Raw genomic sequence first — 17,428 nt, 5'->3', positions numbered from 1 at the left:
GAACCGTCAGAAGTCGAAGTCGAGGTCGAGAACGGGGCCGGGCGTCGGCGCCGGGGTCTCCGGCGCGCGGACGAGTGCGGGCAAGAGGGTGCCGAGCGTGGCCGAGGGATCGGCGGCGACCGCGTCCAGCAGACGGACGAAGTCGTCCCGCCAGGCGCCGACGGTGTCCCGGCGCAGCAGCCCGGAGGCGTACCGCCAGGCCACGCGCAGCGAGCCGGCGACCTCGTGGACCTGTAGGTCGAGGTCGAACACGGCCTGTCCGGTCTGTTCCAGGCGCAGGGGGACCCTGGCGCCCTGGAAGTCGACCGTGAGGTAACGCCCGCTGTGCAGCGCGACGAGCGCGTCGAAGAGCGGGGTGCGGCTGTAGTCGCGCACCGGTGCCGCCTGGGCGACCAGGTCCTCGAAGGGGAAGTCCTGGTGCGCGAAGGCGTCCTCGGCCGCCTCGGCGAAGCGGCGCAGGAAGACGTCGAAGGGCAAGTCCGGCTCGGCGGTGCCGCGCAGGACCACCGTGTTGGCGAACATGCCCACCGTACGGTGGAGTCCGGGAGCCGTGCGGCCCGAGACGGGCGTGCCGAGGGTGACGTCCCTGGTGCCCTTGAGGGCGGCGAGCAGCACACCGTACGCGGAGGCGAGGACGGCGAAGAGCGTGACCCCGTGCTCCCTGGCCAGCCGGCGCAGCCCCGCGGTGAGTTCGGTGTCGATCTCGAACTCGACCACGTCGCCGTCGAGTTCGCGCAGGGCGGGCCGTGCGGTGTCCGTCGGCAGGTCCGTCCGGTCGAGGGGCTCGGCGAAGACCTTCTGCCAGTGGGGCTGCTGGGCCGCCCGCAGGGCGGTCCCGGCCGGGCCGGTCAGCCACACCGCGTAGTCCCGGTAGCGGGGTGTCGGCGGCCGGGGGGATCCACCCGCGTAGAGTGCGGCCAGATCCTCCAGGAGCGGTGCGAGCGAGAACCCGTCCACCACGATGTGGTGCAGGTCCATGCGCAGTGTCACCCCGGTCGGGGTGCGGTGCACGTCCGCCCGCCACAGCGGGGTGCGCTCCAGGTCGAAGGGGCGCACGAACTCCTCGACGGGGCCGGGGGGTCCGTCCAGCACCCGCACCTCGGCGTCGATGCCCGGCTCCACGCGCTGGCGTACCTCGCCGCCCTCGACGACGAAGCGGGTGCGCAGCGCCTCGTGGCACTCGGCCAGCCCGGACAGGGCCCGGGCGAGCCGCTCGGGGTCCGTGTCGGCGGGCAGGTCGAGGCCGATCGGCACGTTGTAGTGCACCGCGCGGGGGTCCTTGGCCTGCTCGAAGTAGAGCTGGCGCTGTTGCGGGGTCAGCGGGTAGGTCTCCCGCTCGGGCGCGGCGGGGACGGAGTGGCCGGGGCCGGAGCCGGCCTCCCGCAGCAGTTCCACGATCCGGGCGGGCGTACCGGCGCGCAGGACGGCGCTGACCGGGAAGTGCCGGCCGAGACGTTCCTGCAGGCCCACCGCGATCAGGGTCGCCGTGAGCGAGTCCGCTCCGAGGTCCCGCAGGTCGTGGTGGACGCCGATGCCGCTGATCCCGAGGGCCCGTTCGGCGAGCTCGACCACCGTCCGCTCGTCCTCGGTCGAGGGAGCGACGTGGTCCGCCCCTGACAGCAGGTGCGCGCCGTCGGGGTCGGGCAGCCTGGACCTGTCCACCTTGCCGCTGTGGTTGAGCGGCAGCGCGGGCAGCGGCACGAGGTACGACGGGACCATGTGCCCCGGCAGCTCCGCCGCGAGCAGGTCCCGCAGGTCACGGGGCTCCGGCGGGCGCGGACCGGCGTAGTAGCCGCACAGGTGCTTGTCGCCCTTGCCCGGCCGGGACCGCGCCACGACGATGGCCTCGGCCACGTCGGGGTGGGCGAGCATGGCCGCCTCCACCTCGGCGGGTTCGACCCGGAAGCCGCGTACCTTGACCTGGAAGTCGCGTCGGCCCAGGAACTCGATCACGCCGTCGGGCCGCCAGCGCGCGAGGTCGCCGCTGCGGTAGAGCCGGGCCCCCTCGGGGCCGAAGGGATCGGGCACGAAGCGTTCGGCCGTCAGCTCCGGACGCCCCAGGTAGCCCCGGGCGACCCCGGCTCCGCCGAGGCAGAGCTCGCCGGGCACCCCGACCGGGCACGGGCGCCCCCGTTCGTCCAGGACGTACGCGGTGGAGTTGGCGATCGGGCGCCCGATCGGGATGCGTCCGAGGTCGGACCGGTCCAGCCGGTGCGTCACGGAGAACGTGGTGTTCTCCGTCGGGCCGTAGCCGTTGACCAGGGTCACCCCGGGGCAGGCGTCCATCACCTTCCCGATGTGCGCGGACGACAGGGCGTCCCCGCCCACCACCAGTTCGCGCAGCGGGCGGAAGATGCTCGCGTCCTGCTCCACCAGTTGGTTGAACAGGGGCGAGGTGAGCCACATCGTGGTGATGCGGTGCTCGGCCAGCTCCCGTCCGAGCAAGGACGCGTCGAGCACGGTGTCGCTGTCCACGAGCCGCAGGGAACCGCCGTTGAGCAGGGCGCCCCACATCTCGAAGGTGTTCGCGTCGAAGACGATCGAACCCGTGGGCAGGATCCTGACGTCCGGCCCGAAGCGCACGTAGTCCGCGCCCTTCACCAGCCGCACCACGTTGCGGTGGACGACCTCGACGCCCTTGGGTTTCCCGGTGGTGCCCGAGGTGTAGCACACGTAGGCGAGGTCGTGGGCGGCCACCGGGACGGCGACCGTGCCGGGAGCGGCGTCCTCGTCCGCCGCCTCCGGCCCGGGGGCGAGAACCGTCCCCTCGAACGCCAGGTCCGTCGGCAGGTCGCCGGCCGCGACCAGGACGCGCACGGAGGAGTCCGCGAGCAGCCAGGCGGCGCGTTCGGCCGGGTAGTCGGGCTCCAGCGGGAGGTAGGCGCAGCCCGCCTTGAGGACGGCCAGGGCGCCGACCACGAAGTCGGGGGTGCGCCCGGTGCGCAGCGCCACCCGGTCGCCGGGGGCCGCCCCGGCGGCCACGACGCGTCGCGCCAGTTCGTCCGACCGCAGATCCAGCTGACGGTAGGTCAGCCGTTCGGAGCGCCAGTCGAGCGCCACGGCTTCCGGGGTCAGCCGGGCCTGCTCCGCGAACAGGCCGTGGATGGTGGCCGTGTCGGGGTAGGGGCGCGCGGTGTCGTTGAAGGAGCCGACGACCTGGTCCAGCTCGCCCTCGGCGAGGAGTTCCACGTCCCCGGTGCGAGCCGTCGGACGGCTCGTCAGAAAGTCGCCGATCAGACGGAGTCGATCGGCGAGCCGGGCCGCCGTGGCGTCCTCGAAGAGCGAGGCGCGGTAGCCGAGGAGCAGGTCCTCGCCGTCGCGCGTCAGGAACAGCTCGCAGGGCCCGTCGGGCACGGGGCCCGGGGTGTCCGCGTACCGCACGGCCGTACCGGTGGGCGGTCCCTGCGGACGTACCCGCTCCGTCCTGGCGAGCAGGGCGGCGACGGGCTCGTCCGGGTGCACGGTCAGGGTCAGCGAGCCCGCGCCGTCCTCGGCCGTGCCGATGTCGAGGAGCAGGCGGAGCTGTCCGGTGTGCCGGTGCAGCAGGACGGCGAGGGCCGCGAGGGCCGTCGGTCCGCCCGCGCCCGGAACGCGCAGGGTGCGAAGGGGGCCGGACGCGGACTCCCGGGTGCGGGGACGGTCGGTGACCAGGAGTACGGCGTCACCGTCCTCGCCGGCCCGGGGTTCAGGAAGTGGCGTGGACGGCATCGGAGTCGAGGTCGGGGCCCCGCTGGACACGCTGGTCATCGGCTGCTGTCACCCCCAGCCGGAACGGGGTGCGGCGGAAGAGCAGGACGGTGAGCACGCCGGGAGCCGCGGCGAGTGCGGCGACCACCAGGATGAGGCCGTCGTAGTGACTGCCGCTCAGGAGCACGCCGCCGAGCGCGGAACCGGCGGGCAGGGAACCGGCCATCACCGTGCGCATCAGCGTCATGGCCCGGCCGCGCATCGCGTTGGGCACCCGGGTCATGCGGACCACGCCGCCGAGCACCGTCATCGGCGCGGAGAGGATGCCGTTCAGCGCGAGGCCGAGCAGGATCCACGGCAGCATGCTCGGCAGGAGCAGGAACAGCACGGCGCCGGACAGGAGTTGGAACACGCCGATGCGGAGCATCTGCCGCTCGGAGGTCTTCACCGCGCCCGAGACGAGGGAGCCGATGAGCTCGCCCGCCGCCATGACGGCCAGCATCAGACCGAGGATGCCGGGGCCGCTGTCGAACTCGAACTTCGCGAGCCAGGGGAGGGCCACGATCAGTGCGCCCGCCGAGACGTTGAAGGCGCCGAAGGACAGCGTGAGCACGAGGAGGAAGCGGTCGCGCACGATGAGCCGGAACACCGGGGCCCAGCCGGGCCTGGCTTCCTGGGCGTCGGACGCCGCCACCGGTTCGGGCCGGCCCATGGGTGCCTTGATGCGGCTGATCAGGAAGGCGAAGACCAGGTAGGTCACGGCGTCCAGGACGAGCACGTAAGGAGCGCCGAAGGCGGTGATCAGGCCCGCGCCGATGGCAGGGCCGACGACGTTGGCGGCGCCCATCGCCGTGGACTCCAGCCCCGAGGCCGCCTGGAGCTTGTCCTCGGGGACCAGCTCGGGCAGCACGGCGGGGGTGCCCGCCAGCGGGATGATCTTGAGCAGCCCGTAGATCAGCGCCACTCCGTACAGGTTCCAGGTCTGAAGCGCGTCCATCGCCGCGAGCAGGGGGATCAGGGCGACGACGAAACCGCGGAACACCGAGTCGTAGATGAAGAGCTTGCGCCGGGAGAACCGGTCGAGCAGCGGTCCGACGACGGCCCCTCCCAGGATCACCGGGAGGGTGAGACACACGCCGAGGACGCCGAGCCCGGCGGCCCCCGCCTTCTCCAGCGTGATCCACGCGAGGGCGGCATAGGTGGCGCCGTCCCCGAGAAGATTCAGGACGAGGGCCGACCAGAGCAGTCGGTAGTCACCGATGCGCAGGATGGCCAAATATGCTTTCACGTTCCACACCGTTCAGTAGGCCGAAAATGGCAGGCAAAGAAAGCGGACGGCATGCGGAGCACGCCGAGAACCGCTTCGGGTGTGCGAAGGAAAAGCGCCCTCTCTCAGGCCCGTCGTCGGGTTCGACGACCACGCCGAGAAACAACAGAGAAACTGGCGCCAAAATGATTGAGCTGCACATTCACGCGTGATCCGGCAGTGAATGCCGGAAGCCCCCGTACACGTCCCCCCAGGAAGTGCCCCCCACCTCTCTTCTGCCGCTACCAGAGGCGGCAGGTTTTCCGTCGCTTTTTCTAACATCCCTCCCGAGACGCGTCAAGCGTGGTTTACGGGACGTTCCAACTGGCTGGATCTTTTCTCGAGAACCGCTCGAGCACCCGTCGTGAACTGGCCATTGTTGCCGGAACATGTCGCCGCCGAGGCCTCCGTGGCGGTGCATGTACTGAACTACGAGGTGAAATCGGGCACCCGGACACGCATCGATTCCAGTCCGCCGGCCGCCCGAAAGAGGGAGAGTCGGCCTTTCACGCGACAACCGGTCGGCCAACGCGTCAAGTTCCGATTTTGATTGCCGATCGGCGCGGTCCGCACACCCGTCGAACCGGCTCGCCGGGCAATGCCGAAACAGTGTCCGCGAGTATCCGTCACGACGGTTCGACACCCGGGGCACCTGGCCGAAAAGGCGGCCTCCGCCACTGTCGGAAAACACGCGGAAGGGATCGCTCCCGCGAGCTCCTCCGGGTGTCTTCGGTCTTCACGTTGTCGCGTGCGCGAAGGGTGAAGCGGACGTTTCCCCCTCGGACGGTCCGGTGCTTTTCCGTGACGATGCCGCGCTCCGCCCCTCCCGCCCCGGAACGCCGCGACGGGCGGCGAGGGGCGGGGCACGACGACGGGGGAACACGGAGTGGCGGCGCACGGCGGCCGACGGGCGCGGCCGGGGCGGCGCGCGACAACCGACGGTCGGCACCGGGCATGACGTCCGTTTATCGGTGTCCGGTGTCCGCGCGGAGCATGGACGCGCACCGCCGCCGAGCACCCGGCGGACCGGCGCTTCACCCCGACGCGCGGCACGGCCCGCGACCGCACGCGAGGTCGCCGACCGGGTGAGGAGCGCTACCGATCGTCACCCTGCGTGAGGAAATGGCACGGGCGCGGGCCGGACCGACGGCCGGGGTTTCCACGCGACGGCGTTTGCGTTTCCCGAAGCGGTACGCGCCCTCGACGCCGTTCCGTCCGGCCGGCAGGTCCTGCGCGCGGAGGACGGCAGCGGTCGACGCGACCGTCGCGCGCGGCCGTTCGGGCCGGAGCGTGCGCTCGGGGCGAGGGAAGGCGCCGGGCCCGATCGGCGCAGTGGGGGTACGCACGACGGCGGAGGAGCATGTCGTCACGGGCGGCCGCTCCCCGGAACGGCCGCCCGGCACCCGGCCGTCCGGCGCACCGCCAGCCCGGCACGCCGGCCGGAAGCCCTCGTACGAAACGCGCTCGGACTTCCGGCCGGTGCGGCGAGGGGGTGCGCCGGACGCCGCCGGGCGGACGGGAACCGTCCGACGCGAATTGTCAGACAGGCCCTAGCACTGGGGGCGCCGTCCGTGGTTCGCGGCGTGCTTGCGGCGGCTCTTCTTCTTCCGGCGTCGCTTCGAGGACATGGGACCTCCCTCACTCGCAGGACGGCGCGAAGCGTCCTGAACTCCGGCGATCCACGATTCCATACATCACATTCCGCCGCGATCCGACCCGTTGGTACACATAAGCGCACGGATATGCTGATAACGCTCCCGTCCGACCCGACTTCCGCACACCGAGGAGTAGGCATGTCCAGCGAACCAGCACCGATCAGCGAGGCTGCCCGGCAGGCACTGGAGCAGGAACTCGCCGACCTCCGCACCGAACGCGAAACGGTCGCGGCGTCCCTGCGGGACTCCGACGCGCAGGTGGGCGACCAGGCCGACGCCGCGGACGAGTTGCAGCGCGCCGACGCCCTGCGGCGGCTGGACGACCGGATCTCCCGGATCACCACGCGGCTCGCGGGGGCGGACGTGGCGGGTCCGCCGCCCACCGACACGGTCGGCGTGGGCAGCACGGTCACCGTCCGGTTCTCGGACGGCACGACGGACACCGTTCAGATCGGTGAGGGCGCCGCGGCGCTGGACCGGACGCTCGTCACGGCCGACAGTCCGTTCGGACGCGCCCTCCTCGGGCACCGGACGGGAGACACCGTGAGTTTCCGGGCACCCGAGGGACCCCGGAGCGCGGTCGTGGTCTCCCTGGGCCGGTAGCGCCTGTCGGCACCGGCCCGCCGGACCCGCGTCCCGGGGTCCAACCACCCCTTCCCCGCGGTGAGTTCAGTCCCCGTAACTGGAGGGCGGATAGGGATCCCGGGTCCGCCGGGTGAAGTTGCCCGTCGGGATCCGGCCCGCACCCACCTCCAGATCGATCTCCACGCGCTCTCGCCGGTAATCGGCTTCGGGGTCCTCCATGGGGCCGCCGAGCAGACCGGCCTCGCGCCGCGCGCGGACCGTGCGCGCGTGGAGTTCGTCGTCGTCGTACCGCAGGGGCATGCCCCTGTTGTGGGCGTGCTCCGGATCTCCTTCGACAGCCCGGTTGGACTTGTGGTGCGTCATGCGCAGCCTCCTCAAACCACTACCCGGCGTTCGCGCGCCCGGGTACGTCTTCGGTGTCAGGAGTCCTCCGTCCCGTCCTTCGTCGTGCGTTGATCACTCGTTCCGCGGGTCGTCGGCGGGTTCTCCGCCTCGCCGGGCTCTCCGCCTCACCACGCCGCCTCGGCGCCGTCGTCCGCGACGCCGTCGCCCGGGACGCTCTTGCGCACGGTGCAGTGCACGGAACCGTCCCGGTCGTCGGCGACGATCGTGTCGCCGGGTTCCGCCTCACCGCCGAGCAGGAGCTCCGCGATGCCGTTGTCGAGTTCCGTCTGGATCGTGCGCCGCAACGGGCGGGCACCGAACTCCGGTTGATGCCCATGGGCGACCAGCAGTTTCCTGGCCGCATCCGTCACCTCCAGCTTCATGCCCTGCGCGTGCACCCGGCGTTCGCTCCGTCCGAGGAGGTGCTCGACGATCCGCGCCAGGTCGTCCTCCTTCAGGCCGTGGAAGATGATGATGTCGTCGATGCGGTTGAGGAACTCGGGCAGGAACCGGGTCCGCAGCTCGCCCATCAACGCGTCCTTGAGATCGGACACGTCGCCCTTGTGGTCCAGGATCCGGTGCGCGCCGATGTTGGACGTCATGATCACGACGCAGTGCCGGAAGTCGACGGTGCGGCCCTGGCCGTCCGTCAGGCGTCCGTCGTCGAGGATCTGGAGCAGCGTGTTGAAGACATCGGGGTGCGCCTTCTCCACCTCGTCGAACAGGACGACGCTGTACGGCTGTCTGCGGACCTTCTCCGTCAACTGCCCCGCCTCGTCGTACCCGACGTATCCCGGAGGCGCGCCGACGAGACGGGCGACCGTGTGCTTCTCCTGGAACTCGCTCATGTCGAAGCGGACCATGCGGCTCTCGTCGCCGAACAGCTGCTCGGCGAGGGTCTTGGCCAGCTCCGTCTTCCCCACGCCGGTGGGGCCGAGGAAGAGGAAGGAGCCCACGGGGCGGTTCGGATCGCCCATGCCCGCCCGGTTGCGCCGCACGGCCTGCGAGACGGCGGTGACCGCTTCGTCCTGGCCGACGATCCGGGAGTGCATCTCGTCCTCCAGCCTCAGGAGCTTCTCCTTCTCGCTGGCGGTGAGTTGGGACACCGGGATGCCGGTGCGCCGGGAGACGACGTCCGCGATGTCACGGGCGGTCACGGAGACGACACCGGCGCGCCGCTCCTCGATGCCCGCGAGCTCGCCCTCCGCCTCGGCGATCCGTCCCTTGAGCTGTCCCGCGCGCTCGAAGTCCTCGGCGGCCACGGCCTGGTCGCGCTCACGGCGCAGTTTCGCGACGCGGTCCTCGCGTTCGGCGACCTCGGTCGAGCGGACGGCGCCGCGCAGCCGCACCCGGGCGCCCGCCTGGTCCATCACGTCGATCGCCTTGTCGGGCAGGAACCGGTCGCTGACGTAGCGGTCGGACAGTTCGGCCGCGGCGGCCAGTGCGCCGTCGGCGAAGCGGACCTGGTGGTGCGCCTCGTAGGCGTCCCGCAGCCCCTCCAGGATCTGCACGGTCTCCTCGACCGACGGCTCCGGCACCATCACCGGCTGGAAGCGCCGTTCGAGGGCGGCGTCCTTCTCGACGTACTTGCGGTACTCGTCGATGGTCGTCGCGCCGACCACGTGCAGTTCCCCGCGGGCCAGCGCGGGTTTGAGCATGTTGCCCGCGTCCATGGAGCCCTCGCCCGTGGCGCCCGCGCCGACGACCGTGTGCAGTTCGTCGATGAAGAGGACGATCTCCCCCTCCGAGGCCCGGACGTCCTCGATGACCTTCTTCAGCCGCTCCTCGAACTGTCCGCGGTACTGGGCTCCCGCCACCATGCCGGACAGGTCGAGCGAGACGACGCGCTTGCCCTTGAGGGTGTCCGGGACGTCACCGGAGACGATGCGCTGCGCGAGCCCTTCGACGATCGCCGTCTTGCCGACGCCCGGCTCGCCGATGAGCACGGGGTTGTTCTTGGAGCGCCGCGAGAGGATCTCGATGGTCTGCTCGATCTGCTCGGCGCGCCCGACGACCGGGTCGAGCCGGCCGGCCTTCGCCTCCTCGGTGAGGTCCCGGCCGAACTCGTCGAGGGTCGTGGCGGGCTTGTCGGGCTCGGCCTGGCGGTTTTCGGGACGTGCCGTCCGCTCCGTGAGGCCGGCGAGCTTCTGCGCGTCCTGTCCGTCGGCGCGCAGCAACCGGGCGGCGCCGGTGTCGGCGTCGCCGAGCAGGGCGGCGAGGATGTGCTCGGGTCCGATGTAGGACACCCCGGCCGCCTGCGAGCGGGCGTACGCGGCGGCGAGGGTGCGCTTGGCCGCCGGGGTCAGACCGGGCTCGGAGGACGGTTCGCTGCTCTCCCGGGGAAGGACCTCGGCCAGCTGGACCGCGAGGGCGTCGGGGTCCAGCTCCGCGCGGGCCAGCAGCGAGCGCGAGGGTTCCACCTTCGTGGCGGCCCACAGCAGGTGTTCCGTGTCGAGGTCCGGCGTCCCGTCCTGCTGGGCCCGCTGCGCGGCCAGGTTCAGGAGTTCCCGCGAGGACTCCGTCAGCAGTCGTCCGACGGGCACCCGCTGCACCGCCGGCGGGGAGGACGCGGGCGACATCCCGAAGAAGCGGTTCAGCAGTTCACCGAAGGGATCGGACGAGCCGAATCCGTACGACGACATCGACATGGACAGCTCCCGGTGCGGCGATGGGTCCTTCCACCATTTCGCGGCGCCTATTGCTCCGCAACCGGAGCGGACATACCCGCCGCAACGGCCCTGGCCTGCGGTTTTCCCCCGAGGAAGAAAGAACTCGCCAAAAGGCAGGAGACGTTGGCGGAGGCCGGAAAACGGATACGGTCCGGCCGGCGGACCCGGGCGGAGCACGGACCGCCGGGGAACGCCCGCGCGCCGGGCGAGGTCAGACCGTGTCCCCGTCCCTTTCCCCGTCCGTACCGGTCCACGGGTCGAGCGCCACCACGGCCTCGTCCGTGTGGACGAGGAACGTCAGGGTCTGGCGGAAGTACAGGTCGATGCCGGTGGCGTCGTGGGCGGTGTAACCGATGGCGAGATCCTCGCCGAGGCGCAGTTCGTAGTCGCCGCCCCGGGTGGTGAGCAGGAAGGCGCCCTCCACGGCGGGCGCCCAGATCAGCCGGCCGTCGAGCAGCCGGCCGAGGTGGGCGGCGACGGGGTAGCCGTGGTCGGAGGTCTCGCTGACCGCCGTGTACGCCTCCGCGCCCAGCAGCAGCGCGTACGGGCCCTGCACCCCGGCCAGCCGGAGGGTGCTCAGGGCACGGCTGACGGCGTCCGGGAAGTCGCGCGGCTCCGCGGGAAGGCTGAGCACGGGGTTGGAGGTGCGGGCGCGGAGACCGTCGACACGGGCCTCTGCGTATCCGTCGAAGACGGTCCGGTCCTCGGCGAACGCCATGGTGCGCGCCGCGTCCTTGACCGGCTGCCAGTCGGAGTCCTTGGCACCCCGGTCCACGTCGTCGACGGCGTCGCGGCTCACCCGGAACGGCACCGTCAGCTCGACCAGGGGCTGGACCTGGCGCAGCCGGGCCGCGACACCGGGCGACGGCCCGTCGATGCGGGACAGGTGACCGGTCCCCACGGCGGCGAGCGCGGGACCGTCGGGGCCCGTGACGTCCACGACACGGCGGCCGGCGAGGTTGCGCCGGAAGGTCCGGCGCGCCTCGTCCTCGATCTCGGCCCACGCGGCGGGCGTGACGGGGGCGAGTTCACGGTGCAGGTTGCCGGTCCCGGCAGCTCCGGCGGCGGTGTCCTCGGGGGTGGTCGTCATGTTCGGGCTCCTTTGAGGCTGCCGATCCCCAGGGAGCCGTCCGCCGGGGCCCGCTCGCCGCCCGCGGCGGGGAGGTCCGCCGCGGGCTCGTCCGCCTCCCGCTCGCCCGGGGCCGCGGGAAGGTCGTCGAGGAAGCCGGCGGCCGGCACGTGGAAGAGGCATCCGGTGATCGCGGTCGAGAAGTCGAGGATGCGGTCGTGCGGGGCCCGGCCGTCCCCGAGGAACATGTTGCGCAGCATCTGCTCGGTCACCTCGGGGGTGCGGGCGTAGCCGATGAAGAAGGTGCCGAACTCGTTCCCGCCCGGGCTGCCGAACGGCATGTTCTCCCGCACGATCTTGCGTTCGTCGCCGTCCTCGTCGGTGACGGTGTTGAGCGCGACGTGGGAGTCGGCCGGTTTGACGTCGTCGGGGAGTTCGGTGTTGGCGAGCTTCGTGCGCCCGATGACCCGCTCCTGCTCCTCCGACGGCAGCGCGTTCCAGGTCCGCAGGTCGTGCAGGTACTTCTGGACGATCACGTAGCTGCCGCCCGCGAAGGCCGGGTCCTCGGCGCCGACGAGCACGGCGTCGACGGCCTCCTGGCCCTCGGGGTTCTCCGTGCCGTCGACGAAGCCGAGCAGGTCGCGTTCGTCGAAGTACTTGAAGCCGTGGACCTCGTCGACGACCGTGACCGCGCCGTCCAGCCGCTCCATGATCAGCCGGGCGAGTTCGAAGCAGAGGTCCGTGCGGCGGGCCCGGAGGTGGAACAGGAGGTCCCCCGGCGTGGACGGGGCCCGGTGCCGTCTGCCCGCCAACTCCACGAACGGGTGCAGCTCCTGGGGGCGCGGTCCGCTGAACAGCCGGTCCCAGGCCGCCGATCCGATGCCGACGACACAGCCGAGTTCGCCGTCGGGGGCCCGGAAGGAGACGGAACGGCGCAGCCCGGAGACGTCCTCCAGCAGACCGCGGACCGTGTCCTCGTGCCCCGGGGTGACGGTGGCCACGAGGAACACGGTGGCCCCGGCCGGTCGGGAGATCACGGCCTGTGGCTCGGCCAAGGGTCGTCCTCCTCGGGGACGCGGAGGTGTCCGTCGCGCACGGACCGGTCGGTTCCTCCTCCCATCCTGCTTCGTCCCGGGGCGAACCGCACCAGAACCGGGCGCGTCCCGGCGCCGTCAGTGCTTCACGAGTCCCACGACGAAGTTGACGGCCGTGGCGAGGATGCTGGTGCCGAACACGTACGACAGGAGGCAGTGCCTCAGCACGATCGTGCGGATCCGCGAGCTCGAGACACCGGTGTCGGACACCTGGTAGGTCATCCCGAGGTTGTGACTGAAGTAGAAGAAGTCGCGGTACGCCGGCGGGTCGTCCGTGTTGAAGTCGATGCCGCCGTCCGCCTCGTAGTACACGCAGGCGTAGCGGGTGGCGTACATCAGGTGCAGGGCGGCCCAGGCCATGAACACCCCGCACAGGGCGGTCAGGGCGACGGCGTCGCCGTGGCGGGAGCGGCCGTTCAGGAGCATCAGCACGATGGCGCACAGTCCGCACAGGGCGACCGCGACGACCACGAGTTCGTCGGTCAGGGGGCGCAGGTCCTCGCGCCGCGCGTTGGCGCGGGTGGCCGCGGCCGTCATCGGCCACAGCACCGCCCAGCCCGCCAGGACGAAGAACAGTTCCGTCGCGGCGGTCCCGGCCAGCAGCCCCAGGAGGAGGCCGCTCGCGAGGCCGACGACCGCGCCGGTCAGGGCTCCGAGACCCACCGCGACGACCATGCGCGGCACGACGTCCAGGGGCAGTCCCGGCAGGCTGGTCCTCATACGCCGTCACGGTATCCCCGGGACCACGGGCCGGCCCGGCGGAACCCGCCGCGGGGATCCGGGACGGCCGCCCCACCCGGCGTCGCCCCGGCTCCGGCGGGTCAGACGGGGAACAGCAGGCAGCTGCTGGTGGTGTGGGCGAGCAGCCGGCCGGCCCCGTCGAAGAGTTCCGCCTGGGCCAGGGCCGTACGACGGCCGCTGTTGAGGACGGTGCCGACCGCGCGGACCCTGCCGGTGTCCACGGTGACCGGCCGCAGGAACTTCACGTTCAGGTCGAGCGAGGTGTACCCGGTGCCCCGGGGCAGCACGGACTGCACCGCGCAGCCCGCGGCGGAGTCCAGCAGGGTGGCGTAGATGCCTCCGTGGACGCTTCCGATCGGGTTGTAGTGCTCCTCCCCCGGCACCAGGGCGAAGACCACCCGGCCGTGCTCGACCTCCTCGAGGGTCATGCCGAGGGTCGCGGAGACCGGCGGCGCGGGGAGCCGGCCGGCCTGCATCTCGCGGAGGAAGTCGAGGCCGCTGTACCGGGCGACGGCGTCCGCGGAGACGGCCGGGTCCTCCCAGTCGTACGTACGAGACCTGCCCATGGTTCCGTCACTCTCCCGCCTCGGCCACCTGACTATGTTTTCCGAAGCTAGCCAGCGGGACGGCTGGCTGTCAATCTCACAGCCAGCCTACGATGGGGCCCATGACGTGGCTCGACACGAATACCGAGAACTGCACGGTCCAGCGGACGCTCGACCTGATCGGCGAGAAGTGGTCGATGCTGGTCCTGCGGGACGCGATGAACGGCGTGCGGCGCTTCGACGACTTCCGGCGGCACGTCGGGCTCTCCGAGAGCGTGCTGGCGGACCGGCTGCGGAAGCTGGTCGCCGCCGGGATCCTGGACACCGTTCCGTACAGCGAGCCCGGCAGCCGCACCCGGCACGAGTACCGGCTCACCCGCAAGGGCTGGGAACTGTGGCCCGTCATGATCGCCCTCAAGCAGTGGGGCGACCGCTACACGGCGGACCCCGAGGGACCGCCGCTGGAGGTCGTGCACGCGGACTGCGGCGAGCAGGTGAGCGCGGTGGTCGTGTGCGGAGCCGGGCACGGGACGCTGATCCCGCCGGAGGCACGCACCCGCCCCGGACCGTCCGCACGGCGGACGGATCCCGCCGACGGGCGGTGACCACCGGGGTGCCGCGGCAGGAAACGGGCCGGGACGCCCTCCGTCTCGTGGTGCCGGAGCCCGGCTCGTGACAGCGTGACTCCGTACGGGCCGTCCCGGCACGTCGGACATGGACGTCCGGCGCCCGGGCATCTGGTTCGCGTGACCGGCACGACGGCGTCCTCCTCCGACGGCGGCCGCGGTGCCGGACGGACCGACCGGTGGAGGAACGATGAGCACGCAGACGGGGCCGCCGGCCCGCGAGCGGTGGGCGGCGAGGGCGTCGCTGGCATCGGCGGCGCTCGCCGTGGCGCTGCCGCTCGCCTTCGGAGGCGTACGCGGCTTCCTGCTCCTGCTGGCCGCTCTCGCCGCCATGGCCGTCGCGGCGGCGGCACTGTGGTGGGCGCTGACCCGGCGCGGCCCGGTGCGCTGGATCGCGGGGCTGCTCGCGGTGCTCCTCCCCCTCGCCGCCGTCGTGGTCCTCGCGGTCACGCTGCTGTGGACCCTGCTGCTGTCCCCCCTGCTGTGGATCGTCGCCGTGTGGTGCGGCCGTTACGCGCTGCGCAGCGCCCGCGGCCGGAGCAGGCCCATGAGGGAGCACCGCGCCCCGCCGCCGCGGAAGCCGTTCGTCCTCATGAACCCCCGGTCCGGCGGCGGCAAGGTGGAGCGGTTCGGTCTCGTGGAGAAGGCCGAGCGGCTCGGTGCCCGCGTCGTGCTCCTCGACCCGGAGCAGCACCAGGACGTCACCGAGCTGGCCCGGCGGGCGGTCGCGGACGGGGCGGACCTGCTGGGCGTCGCGGGCGGGGACGGGACGCAGGCGCTCGTCGCGGCCGTCGCCGCCGAACACGGCCTGCCGTTCCTCGTCGTCTCGGCCGGCACCCGCAACCACTTCGCCATGGACCTCGGTCTCGACCGCGACGACCCCTCCACCTGCCTCGACGCGCTGACGGACGGGGTCGAACTGCGGGTGGACCTCGGCTTCGCCGGGGAGCACCCGTTCGTCAACAACGCCTCGTTCGGCGCGTACGCGGCGGTCGTCCAGGATCCCGCCTACCGGGACGACAAGATCGGCACGATCCTGGAACTCCTCCCGGACCTGCTCACCCGTGAACGGGGGCCCGTGCTGACCGCCCACGCGGCCGGCACGACGCTCGAGGCGCCGCAGGCGGTGCTGGTGAGCAACAACCCCTACCGCACGAACGATCCGGCGGGGCTCGGCCGGCGCGAGCGGCTGGACTCGGGGCTGCTCGGCGTCCTCGGCGTCAAGGTGGACAGCGCGGTCGAGGCCGCCGCACTGCTGCTCGCCCCGGCGCCCCAGGGCCTGGCGGTCCTCACCGCGCGCGAGGTGGTCGTGACCGCCGACGGCGGCGAACTGGAGGCAGGCATCGACGGCGAGGCCATGGTGCTGCCCACCCCGGTGCGGTGCCGTGTCGAACCGGGCGCGCTGCGCGTGCGCGTCCCGAAGGACCGTCCGGGCGTCCCCGCGGTCCAGCCCGCCCTGGACTGGCGCCGGCTGGTGGCCATGGCGCTGCTCGTGAGCCGCACGGCCGGTGTGCACCGCCCCGGCCGCGGACCGGGACGGGAGCAGCGACCGGAGGAACGGTCCGGCACCCCGTGAGCACCGGGCGGGGGTGCCCCGCGGACCGTCAGTTCCAGCGCACGGGCAGGGTCCGGTAGCCGTGGCCGATGAAGGACTCGGCGAGGCGCGCGGGGTCCCGCGAGGTGTCCTCGCTCAGAGCGGGGAAGCGCTCGAAGAGGGCCGGGAGCGCGATGGACGCCTCCAGCCGGGCCAGCGGCGCGCCGATGCAGTAGTGGACGCCGTGACCGAAGGCCAGGTGTTCCTTGTCCGGGCGGCCGATGTCGAAGCGGTCCGCGCTCTCGCCGTGCCGCCACGGGTCCCGGCCCGCCGCCGCGTACGTCGCCAGGATCGCGTCGCCGCGCGGGATCAGGGTCCCGTCGGCGAGCTCGATGTCCTCGACGGCGTAACGCAGCGGGAGGCTGGCGATCGAGGGGGCCCAGCGCAGGGTCTCCTCGATGACCTCGCTCCACGGCACCTCTCCGGCGAGCACGCGGGCGAGCTGGTCGGGGTGGGCGAGCAGGGCGTGGACCGCGTTGCCGATGAGGTTCACGGTCGTCTCGTGGCCCGCGCCGATGACCAGGAGCAGGGTGTCGATCAGCTCGGCCTCGGCGAGCTGGGACCCCTCCTCGTCACGGGCCGCGATGAGCGCGGTCGTCATGTCGTCGCCGGGCCGCTCCCGCTTCGCCTCCACGAGCCGGGCGAGCAGTTCGTGTATCTCCCGGTAGGTGGCCATGGCCCGCTCGGGGGTGAGGGTGGTGTCCATGTTCGCCTCGATGAGACGCGCGACGTCGGCGCGCTGCTCCTCCGGGAGGCCGAAGAGCTCGCAGATCACCCGCATCGGCAGCGGGTGCGCGTAGGCGGAACGCAGGTCGGCCCGGTGCTCGGGCGCCTCGGCCATGCGGTCCAGCAGCTCGGCCGCGATCTCCTCGATCCGGGGCCGCAGCGCGTCCGTGCGCCGCTTGGTGAACGCGGGGGAGACGAGCTTGCGCAGCCTGCGGTGGTCCGCGCCGTAGGCGGTGAACATGTTGGTGACGCCGACCCAGAGGGCGACCCAGCTCTCGTGGTGGGCGCCGTCGATCCAGGCGGGCCAGTGCCGGTCGGGGTCCTTGGAGACCCGGTCGTCGGCGAGGAGCCGCTTGAGCGTCTCGTACCGGGTCGGGAACCAGGCCGTTATCCCGCCGGGGAGTTCGACGAGGGCGGCGGCGGGGGCGTCTCGCGTGCCCTCGGGGGTCCGGCGCGGGCCGCGTAACCGCTCGGCCTCCCCGTGGATGTCGGCACCTGCGGAGTCGAGGACGAAGGGCTGGTCCGGCACGTGGACTCCTGTCGCGGGAGGGGGCGGTCAGGGCGCGGCGTCTCGGGCGATCGTCGATCACGTCCGGCCGCATCGTAACGCGGGGACGTCCGGCCCGGGGAGCGGCTCGATGCGTGTCGCCCGCCATCAACGCCCTTACTCCAATGGGGTGTTGATGGAGGACCGGCCGGGCACGGGAGAGTCCGTCCCCGCTCCGGGGCCTTCGGGCGCCTACGATC

The 17,428-nt window shown here is 72.4% G+C and carries 13 protein-coding genes; 3 read left to right on the top strand and 10 right to left on the bottom strand.

Going from position 1 to position 17,428, the window contains the following annotated elements; genetic code table 11:
* Positions 1-6: 6 nt before the first annotated feature.
* The 3 genes from CW362_RS18305 to CW362_RS45850 form a co-directional block, all read right to left on the bottom strand.
* Entirely contained in the window at positions 7-3,708 is a 3,702-nt protein-coding gene (locus CW362_RS18305) for an amino acid adenylation domain-containing protein (RefSeq protein ID WP_240657854.1), read from the bottom strand.
* Positions 3,686-4,975, bottom strand: a complete 1,290-nt coding sequence (locus CW362_RS18300; RefSeq protein ID WP_103550583.1) for an MFS transporter — start codon at positions 4,973-4,975, stop codon at positions 3,686-3,688. The genes CW362_RS18305 and CW362_RS18300 overlap by 23 nt, the downstream gene beginning before the upstream one ends.
* 1,568 nt (positions 4,976-6,543) lie before the next feature.
* Positions 6,544-6,621 carry a hypothetical protein gene (locus CW362_RS45850; RefSeq protein ID WP_466330927.1) on the bottom strand — a complete coding sequence of 26 codons (78 nt, stop codon included), beginning with the start codon at positions 6,619-6,621 and terminating at the stop codon, positions 6,544-6,546.
* Between the two features lie 165 nt (positions 6,622-6,786).
* Between CW362_RS45850 and CW362_RS18295 the strand changes: the two genes are divergently transcribed.
* Positions 6,787-7,251 (top strand): GreA/GreB family elongation factor, encoded by a 465-nt coding sequence (locus tag CW362_RS18295; protein ID WP_103550566.1) that lies wholly within the window; start codon positions 6,787-6,789, stop codon positions 7,249-7,251.
* A 66-nt stretch (positions 7,252-7,317) separates the two neighbouring features.
* Here CW362_RS18295 and CW362_RS18290 read toward each other — a convergent pair whose 3' ends face one another.
* From CW362_RS18290 to CW362_RS18265, 6 genes are all read right to left on the bottom strand, one after another.
* Complete coding sequence (locus tag CW362_RS18290; RefSeq protein ID WP_103550565.1) at positions 7,318-7,596, bottom strand: hypothetical protein; 279 nt, start codon at positions 7,594-7,596, stop codon at positions 7,318-7,320.
* Positions 7,597-7,742: 146 nt separating this feature from the next.
* Entirely contained in the window at positions 7,743-10,265 is a 2,523-nt protein-coding gene (locus CW362_RS18285; protein ID WP_103550564.1) for an ATP-dependent Clp protease ATP-binding subunit, read from the bottom strand.
* A gap of 232 nt (positions 10,266-10,497) precedes the next feature.
* Positions 10,498-11,376: a family 1 encapsulin nanocompartment shell protein gene (locus tag CW362_RS18280; RefSeq protein ID WP_103550563.1), complete on the bottom strand. Its 879-nt coding sequence runs from the start codon at positions 11,374-11,376 to the stop codon at positions 10,498-10,500.
* The gene (locus tag CW362_RS18275) at positions 11,373-12,410 is read right to left on the bottom strand and encodes a Dyp-type peroxidase (protein WP_103550562.1); all 1,038 of its coding nucleotides are present in this window, start codon (positions 12,408-12,410) and stop codon (positions 11,373-11,375) included. The genes CW362_RS18280 and CW362_RS18275 overlap by 4 nt, the downstream gene beginning before the upstream one ends.
* A gap of 117 nt (positions 12,411-12,527) precedes the next feature.
* Positions 12,528-13,169 carry a DUF1345 domain-containing protein gene (locus CW362_RS18270; RefSeq protein ID WP_103550561.1) on the bottom strand — a complete coding sequence of 214 codons (642 nt, stop codon included), beginning with the start codon at positions 13,167-13,169 and terminating at the stop codon, positions 12,528-12,530.
* A gap of 101 nt (positions 13,170-13,270) precedes the next feature.
* Entirely contained in the window at positions 13,271-13,756 is a 486-nt protein-coding gene (locus CW362_RS18265; RefSeq protein WP_103550560.1) for a PaaI family thioesterase, read from the bottom strand.
* A 101-nt stretch (positions 13,757-13,857) separates the two neighbouring features.
* On the opposite strand from CW362_RS18265, the gene CW362_RS18260 reads away from it, so the two are divergent.
* Positions 13,858-14,340, top strand: coding sequence for a winged helix-turn-helix transcriptional regulator (locus tag CW362_RS18260; protein WP_103550559.1), 483 nt, complete (start codon positions 13,858-13,860; stop codon positions 14,338-14,340).
* 211 nt (positions 14,341-14,551) lie between these two features.
* Entirely contained in the window at positions 14,552-15,937 is a 1,386-nt protein-coding gene (locus CW362_RS18255; RefSeq protein WP_103550558.1) for a diacylglycerol/lipid kinase family protein, read from the top strand.
* 28 nt (positions 15,938-15,965) lie between these two features.
* Here CW362_RS18255 and CW362_RS18250 read toward each other — a convergent pair whose 3' ends face one another.
* Positions 15,966-17,210: a cytochrome P450 family protein gene (locus CW362_RS18250; RefSeq protein WP_103550557.1), complete on the bottom strand. Its 1,245-nt coding sequence runs from the start codon at positions 17,208-17,210 to the stop codon at positions 15,966-15,968.
* Between the last annotated feature and the right edge of the window lie 218 nt (positions 17,211-17,428).

This window comes from Streptomyces populi, assembly GCF_002911015.1.
GTDB classification, from domain to species: domain Bacteria; phylum Actinomycetota; class Actinomycetes; order Streptomycetales; family Streptomycetaceae; genus Streptomyces; species Streptomyces populi.
This window is presented reverse-complemented; position numbering and strand designations above follow the sequence as displayed.